General features: G+C 69.6%; 7 protein-coding genes. 6 read left to right on the top strand and 1 reads right to left on the bottom strand.

Annotation, left to right across the window (positions count from 1 at the left end):
- From QHF84_RS38460 to QHF84_RS38445, 4 genes are all read left to right on the top strand, one after another.
- Positions 1-1284: calcium-binding EGF-like domain-containing protein (locus tag QHF84_RS38460; protein ID WP_281318529.1), on the top strand; the 1284-nt coding region annotated here is incomplete at its 5' end.
- A gap of 117 nt (positions 1285-1401) precedes the next feature.
- Positions 1402-1554: an MYXO-CTERM sorting domain-containing protein gene (locus QHF84_RS38455; protein WP_281318528.1), complete on the top strand. Its 153-nt coding sequence runs from the start codon at positions 1402-1404 to the stop codon at positions 1552-1554.
- Between the two features lie 62 nt (positions 1555-1616).
- Complete coding sequence (locus tag QHF84_RS38450; protein WP_281318527.1) at positions 1617-3260, top strand: carboxypeptidase-like regulatory domain-containing protein; 1644 nt, start codon at positions 1617-1619, stop codon at positions 3258-3260.
- Between the two features lie 14 nt (positions 3261-3274).
- Positions 3275-3841 carry a hypothetical protein gene (locus tag QHF84_RS38445; protein WP_281318526.1) on the top strand — a complete coding sequence of 189 codons (567 nt, stop codon included), beginning with the start codon at positions 3275-3277 and terminating at the stop codon, positions 3839-3841.
- Here QHF84_RS38445 and QHF84_RS38440 read toward each other — a convergent pair.
- Positions 3819-5297, bottom strand: a complete 1479-nt coding sequence (locus QHF84_RS38440; RefSeq protein ID WP_281318525.1) for a ferritin-like domain-containing protein — start codon at positions 5295-5297, stop codon at positions 3819-3821. The genes QHF84_RS38445 and QHF84_RS38440 overlap by 23 nt on opposite strands.
- 247 nt (positions 5298-5544) lie before the next feature.
- Here QHF84_RS38440 and QHF84_RS38435 point away from each other — a divergent pair, with 247 nt between their 5' ends.
- Together QHF84_RS38435 and QHF84_RS38430 are read left to right on the top strand one after the other, a co-directional pair.
- Positions 5545-6879 carry a M18 family aminopeptidase gene (locus QHF84_RS38435; protein WP_281318524.1) on the top strand — a complete coding sequence of 445 codons (1335 nt, stop codon included), beginning with the start codon at positions 5545-5547 and terminating at the stop codon, positions 6877-6879.
- A 91-nt stretch (positions 6880-6970) separates the two neighbouring features.
- Positions 6971-7201, top strand: coding sequence for an addiction module protein (locus tag QHF84_RS38430; RefSeq protein WP_281318523.1), 231 nt, complete (start codon positions 6971-6973; stop codon positions 7199-7201).
- The last annotated feature ends 196 nt before the right edge of the window (positions 7202-7397 follow it).

Here is a 7397-nt window from a genome sequence, read left to right as displayed (position 1 = left end):
GGGAGCGGCGGCGCGGGCGGGAGCGGCGGCGTGGGCGGGAGCGGCGGCGTGGGCGGGAGCGGCGGCGCGGGCGGGAGCGGCGGCGCGGGCGGCGGCGAATGCACCCCCGAGGACGACGAGAACCCCTGCACGGAGGACGTCTGCGAGGACGGCGTGCCCACGCACAAGCCCACGGCGGCCGGGACCGCCTTGCCCGATCCGGTGACGGGCGATTGCCAGGCGGCCGTGTGTGACGGCAACGGCGCCGCGATCCCGCAAGCCGACGACACCGACGTGCCCGACGACATGAACGAATGCACCAGCGACGTGTGCACCGCGGGCGTGCCGTCGAACCCCCCGCGTTCGGCGGGCGCCGCCTGCGGCGCGGGCCTCGTGTGTGACGGCAATGGCATGTGCGTCGGTTGCAACACGCCGGCCGACTGCACGGGCATGGACGACGAATGCAAGGCGCGCACGTGCGAGGCCGGGGTCTGCGGCGTGGACTTCACGCCCGCGAACACGCCCGTGGACATGCAGACCTCCGGGGATTGCAGCGCGATCGTGTGTGACGGCAACGGCAACACCACCACCATCGCCGACGACACCGACCTGCCGCCCGACGACGCGAACCCCTGCAAGGTCCCCGCGTGCAGCGCCGGTCAGCCGACCGTGGCCGACGCACCGGACAACACCACCTGCGCGGACGGCGACGCGTGCACGGTGGCCGACACCTGCCAGGCCGGGACCTGCACCCCCGGCGCGGGGCAGCCGTGCCAGAATGGTGGCACCTGCGCGACGGCGGAGGGCGGTTACACCTGCTCCTGCCCGTCCGGCTACTCGGGTGTGAATTGCGAGATCTGCGTCCCCACCACCTGCGAGGCCCAGGGAGCGACCTGCGGCACCATCCCCGATGGCTGCGGTGGCATGCTCTCCTGCGGGCCGGCTTGCGCCGTCTGTCCCTGCGATGCGGATCCGTCGTGGCAAAGCGCGCTGGCTGGGACGCTCGTGAAGGATGGCCGGTGCACCAATTACTCCTTCCCGGGCCCCTGCGGGAGCAACGTGACGAGCCCGGACAGCTTTTCCTGGGCAGTCTCCGAGTCCGGCGCGTCGCTCGTGGAGCTCCTCGCCGGAACGCAGGGCGGCGAGAGCTTCTGCGGCGTGCAGGTGATGCAGCCGTCCAGCCCCACGAGTTGCAGTGGGGGTGCTTTCCCCGTCATCTTGACCAATCTCACCGCGGCGGAGGGCGAGGCGTGCAGGACCAAGGTCCTGAACTTCGGGGCGGCCCAGGGCGGCGTCTGCGAGTGAGCCTGCGGCTCCTGGCCGGCGCCCGGCATGTCACGCCCGTCGCGGCGACCTCCTCGTAGGTATCCCGACGGCACCGCCTGCACCGGCGGCACGTGCCTCGCGGGCGAATGCATGGACGTGGGAGCGGGAGGAACCGGCGGCGGTGGGACCAGCGGCGACAGCGGCGGGTGCGGCTGCGTCGCGGCCGGCACGACCGAACGCGAGGGAGCGGCCGCGTGGGCCGCGCTCGGGTTGCTCGGCATGATCTTCGCGCGACGCCGCCGGAGCTGACCTACCTACCCATCACTGACGCATGGCCGGCGCGTCCAGACAGTCCGGTAGAAGGATGGTTTATGATCTACGCTCGCTCTCTCGTTCTCCGCAGGACCCTGCCTTTCCTCGTGTCGGCGCTCGCCCTCGGGCTCGTCGCCGGTTGCGACGACGGCAATGGCAGCAGCAGTAGCAATGGCAGCAGCTCTTCCTCGGGAAGCGGCGGAGCCGGTGGTCAAGACGAAAGCTTTCGCCTCTCGGGTTCGCTGTCGTATGAGTACATTCCCTTCGACGTCGACCTCGAAAAGCTCGATTATGGCAAGATCGAGAAGCGCCCGATCCGCGGGGCCTCGGTCCGCCTGCTCGACGCCGACACCGACGCCGAGATCGCGAAGACGACCTCCGACGACGAGGGCGCCTACAGCTTCGACTACACGGGGGCGGCAAAAGTGAAGGTCTGGGTCTACGCCCAGACGGAGGTCCCCTCGTTGATCGTCGAGGACAATACGTCCGGAGACGAGGTCTACGTGATGGAGAGCAACACGGCCGATAGCGCCGCCGACGCGAAGCTAGACGTCCTCGCCGCCACGGGCTGGGACGGGACCGCGTACACCAAGACCCGCGCCGCTGCGCCGTTCGCTGTGCTCGATACGGCCTACACGGCGGCGAGGCGCTTCCTCGACGAGGTCTCCCCGCCCCCCGAGCTCCCTCCGCTCAAATTCAACTGGAGCATCAACAATCGCCCCGAGGACGGGGACAAAGCCATGGGCCAGGTCGGCACCTCCCATTTCGACGGCGAGGAGCTCTACATCCTCGGCAAGGAGGACGTGGACACCGACGAGTTCGATTCGCACATCATCGTCCACGAGTGGGGCCACTGGTTCGACCGGACGCTCGGCCGTGCGGACACCATCGGAGGCACCCACGCCTCCAGCGACATCGAGGACCCGCGGCTTGCCTGGAGCGAAGGGTTCTGCACCGGCTTGAGCGCGATCCTCCTCGATCCGGACACCACGTACACCGACAGCTCCGGGCCCGGGCAAGCGGGCGGCTTCGCGAACGATGTCGAAGTGAACGACAACAACGTCGAGTCGAACCCGGGCTGGTTCTCGGAGACGACGGTCCAGGGGCTCGTGTACGATCTCTATGACGGGCCGAACGAGCCGTTCGACCAGGTCAGCGTGGGCATCAAAGGCATCTACGAGGCGCACCAGAGCCAAAAGAACAAGGCTTCGTTCACGACGCTCTTCTCGTTCGTGGCCTCGCTCAAGGAGAACGAACCGCAAGCCGCGCCGGGCATCGACGCAGTCACGTCGTTCTACAACGCGAGCGCCGATTTCGGCATCGACCCCATCGAGGACGAGTGGGGGACGAACGAGACGCATTCAGGCGGCTTCCCCGGGAGCCTGCCGGTCTACAAGGAGGGTGTCGTCGGCAATAGCTACACCGTCGACATGACCGGCGACGACGAATCCAATCGTCTCTGCCAGAACGTCTACTTCCGGATCGAAGGCGACGGGATGCCCATCACCGTCACCTCCACCAGCCCGAGCAACGTCGACCTGGCGGTCTTCAACGCCGGCGTCCTCGTCACGTCCGACGAAAACCCGAGCGGGGAAGAGAGCCTCACGTTCGATTCGGAGGCAGGGACGATCTACGTGCTCAGCGTGCGTGGGTACAACACCATGCCCGTGTCGTACGCGGCGGACATCACCATCTCGCACTGAAAGAGGAATCGACAATGAAATACATCGGCATCGTGGGGATGGTCGTTCTTTTCGCAGCGACGGCATGCGGGACCGACGGAGCGCGGCCTCCGGCTCCTCCCGCGAGCGCGGGCGGCTCTTTCGAGGCGGCCTCGGGCGAGCCCCGAGCCGCGGCACCAGGCACGGTCGCGGCCGAGACGTCAGGCCCGTCCGAGCCAACAGCGAAGCCCTCCGCTCCCGTGAACGTGACCGCGACGCTGAAGCCAGGCGCGGCCGATCTGGATGTCGTCTTCGGCGCAGACGGCTCGAACATCACCATCGAGGTCTGGGGGGTGGACGGGCTGAAGCTCAAGGGAGGAGCGAGCCCGGTCTCGGAGCCGTCCGTGAGAAACGGGCAATCCGTCAAGGTGTCCGTTCTCTACGACGCGGGGACGACCGAGAGTAACCTCGCGATCCGCGTCAGCGGCACCTTCAACGGTCGAGAGCAGGCCAAGGTGCAGTCGTTCACGATCAACGTGGGCAGCCAGCCCAAAGGCGCGCCGGCCGGGGAGAGCAAGGTCGATAAAGACGGTCGGCCGGTCAAGGTGATGAAGTCGCAATAACGGCCTCCCGCCGGGCTACCGGCGTTTGAATGCCCTCCCGAAGCACGTCGAGCAGGCATGCCGCCTCGGTCGGCCCCGGCAAACCCGCCGCGTGCGCCACCTCGGGCGCTGGGGCGTGCGTCGTCGACGCGGCGAGGCGCGAAAGCGCGTCGGCCTGCGCCTCCTGGACGTGCGCCCGCTCCTCCGGCCCGAGCTGCTCCATCGCCCAGATGTGGACCTTCCACGACAGGGCCGCGTGCCGCGCCTCGTCGGCCGCGATTTCCCGCATCGCCGCCGCGAGCTCGGCGTCCGCCGCGCGCCGCGCCTGATGGGCCCCCACGAGCGCCCCGAACGTCTCGCGCACGCAGCCTTCCACCGCGTTCTCCAGGGCGAGCGCCAGGAGCGCTCGGAGCGGCTGCTCCTCCACGCGCGGCGGGACGGGCGCGGCGCCGCCGCGCGCCTGTGCGAGGGCCGAGACCACGTCTGCGTGCCGGACCTCGTCCTCGGCCGCCCTCCGCGCCTCGTGCACGAGCGACGCCGGCGCGCCGAGCGCGCAGAGCTCCGCCGCGAGCCGCTCGAAGGCGATCACGCTCGCCGCCTCGAGGTGCGCGGCGCGCGCGAGGTAATCCCCGAGCGGAGACCGCCCCTCGTCCGCGGCCGCGCTCGTGAGCCCGGCCGGGACCCGCCCGATACAGGCCGAGTCACGCCCGATCTCCTCGGCGCGGACCTCCTGGATCTCGCCGCTGCGAAAGACGCGCAGCGTGAATCGAGTGGTGATGATCGGCGCGCAATCCCTCGTGATCTTCGTGGCCGTCACGATGAAGCCGTCCCGCGCCGCGCGCACGGTGGTGCGCTCGGCATTGTTGCAGGTGAGGTCGTATCCAGCGGCCTCCACGAGCAGCAGCGCCTCGTCGGGCGTATCGATCGGGCCGAGGAGCGAAACGAGCTCCGGGATGCCGGCCCAGCGCCGCACCTCGTCGCCCGCCGTGGTCACGACCGACGTCTCGGTGCAGAGCTGCAAGCAGCTCGTCCGTCGGAAGGGCTCCGGGTGCATGCGGATCTTCTGGTGGCATTCGCGGGTCGTGGCCGTCGCGCAGGTGGTGCCCACCTCGCTGACGACGCTGAAGTTCGACTGCGTCCAGCGCTCCGGGCCTTCCTCCGCGGCAGGGGTGCCGTAGAGGGTGCGGATGGCGAGGTAATCGAAGCGCCGCGCAGGCGAGAGGCCGCTCGCCGAAATGGGCATCGTTGCGCCGGGGGCGCAAGGCACCCCGCCGGCCACCTGCGCGCTCCCCGTCTCGTCGATGGCGTCCGTGTCTCCAGGCTCTGCGAGCGCTTGCGTGGGCTCGGTCGTGCAGCCCTGGGCGAGGAGCCCGGTCACGACGGCGACGCGCTGGGCGCGCTCGAAGATGCGCGCGAGCCATGATTCCACGGATTCATCGGGCTCCGGGTTGCATCCACGCAGGAATCGACGCGCCATGACGACCTCCCGAGCCCGCGCGTGCACACGGCGAACGGCTCGACCGAATCCACAGCAACACGCGTGCCGCGGGCGTGCTCGTTCGCTGGTTTTCTTTCTGGGATTTCCGGTGACCGGACACGCGTCGAAGGCCATTGCCCTCGACCGATAGGCCTGCTGGCGCGACGACCGGGCCCGCGCCCGCGTTCGCGTCCGCGCCTGCTTCCGCTTTCGCCTTCGCTCTCGCCTGCTACCATCGCCCCCGCCCATGACCACGACCGACACCCTGCTTCAGCAAGCCAGCGAGGGCGACCTCCGCGCCCAGGGCCTCGCCGCCGCCCGCGATCTCTGCGCCTTCCTCGACCATTCCCCGAGCCCCTATCACGCAGCCGAAGAGGCCGCGCGCCGGCTCTCCGCGCATGGGTTCTCCGCGCTCTCCGAGCACGACGCCTGGCAGCTCGAGCCCGGCGATCGCCGCTATTTCCTTCGCGCCGGTACGATCGTCGCCTTCGTCGTCGGCGACGAGCACCCCGCGCTCGCAGGCTTCCGCCTCCTCGGCGCCCACACCGACTCGCCGAACCTGCGCGTCAAGCCAAACGCCGACCTTTCGCGCTCCGGCTACCAGGAGCTCGGCGTCGAGGTCTACGGCGGCGTGCTGCTCTCGACCTGGCTCGACCGCGATCTCTCCATCGCAGGCCGCGTCTTCTGCCAGCGCAAAGGCGAGCGGCCGGCGGCGCGCCTCGTCGACCTCGGCCGGGCCGTCGCCCGCGTGCCGAACCTCGCGATTCACCTCAATCGTTCGGTCAACAAGGAAGGGCTCGTCCTGAACGAGCAGAAGCACCTGGTCCCGGTCGTCGGCCTCGGCGCCGCGCCCGACGTGCGCGCCCTCGTGGCCCGTGAGCTCGACGAGCGGCCCGAGGCCATCCTGGGCTACGACCTCTGCCTCTACGACACGGCCAAGGCCACGATCGCCGGCCTCGCGCAGGAGTTCGTCCTCTCCGCGCGCCTCGACAACCTCGCGAGCTGCCACGCCGGAACGGCCGCGCTCGCCGCCGAGTCCGGCCGCGCCCCCTCGACCCGCATGATCGTGCTCTACGACCACGAAGAGTGCGGCAGCCGTAGCGCCGCGGGCGCGGCCGGCACGGTCCTCAAGGACACGATCGCGCGGATCCTCGAGGCCTACCCTCGCAACGAGCCACAGGGCTTGCAGCGGGCGCTCGCGCGCTCGTTCCTGGTCAGCGCGGACATGTCGCACGCGCTGCACCCGAATTACGCCGACCAGCACGAGCCGCAGCACCAGCCCATGTTGAACAAGGGCCTCGTCATCAAATCGAACGTCAATCAGTCCTACGCGACGGACGGCGGCACGGCGGCGGTGTTCGAGGAGATCTGCCGCGAGGTCGGCTATCCGGCGCAGAAGTTCGTGATCCGCACGGACCTGCCCTGCGGCAGCACGATCGGCCCCATCACGGCGGCCGCGCTCGGCATCCCGACGGTCGACGTCGGCGCCCCGATGCTCAGCATGCATTCGTGCCGCGAGATGTGCGGGACCCTCGACGTGCACTGGGCCGTCGAGACGTATCGGCGGTTTTTGCGGGGGTAGGGGAGCGGGGCGGCCACCGAGCGCCCCCTCGACAAACCCCTCTCGCGTGGCTTGGTGCTTTCTGCTAGGGTTCCTCTCGAGGAGCACCTGCATGCCGCCCGAACTGCAACGGCTCGCCGACGAAATTCTCTCCCTGCCGGTCCCCTCCCGGACGGTGCTCGTCCGATGCATCCTGGAAAGCCTGAGCCAGTCGGAGAGCGAGGCACTCGAGCAGTTTTGGGCGAGGATCGCAGAAGAGCGCTGCCGTCAGATTGACGCCGGCGAGGTCGAGCTCCTCGACGGGGACGAGGTACTCCGCGAGCTTCGCGCGCATCCTCGGTGAAGCGCTTTTTCTTCCACCCCGCAGCCCGGAAGGAGCTGCGGGGCGTTGCCCCGCACCCCAGAAGGGGGCTGTCCGCCCCCTTCACCCCGGACCAGGCACGGCCTGGACCGAGGGCGTAGAAACCGCGCGATGCGCGGTTTCTACGACGGGCCCGTGACAAGACCCTCACGACCTCACCAGCCGAGACGGCAGCGCT

Origin of the sequence: Polyangium sp. y55x31 (genome assembly GCF_029946505.1) — a bacterium.
Classification (GTDB): Bacteria; Myxococcota_A; Polyangia; order Polyangiales; family Polyangiaceae; genus Polyangium.
Note: the sequence above shows the minus strand (reverse complement) of the source record. Positions and strands in the feature narration are given on the sequence as shown.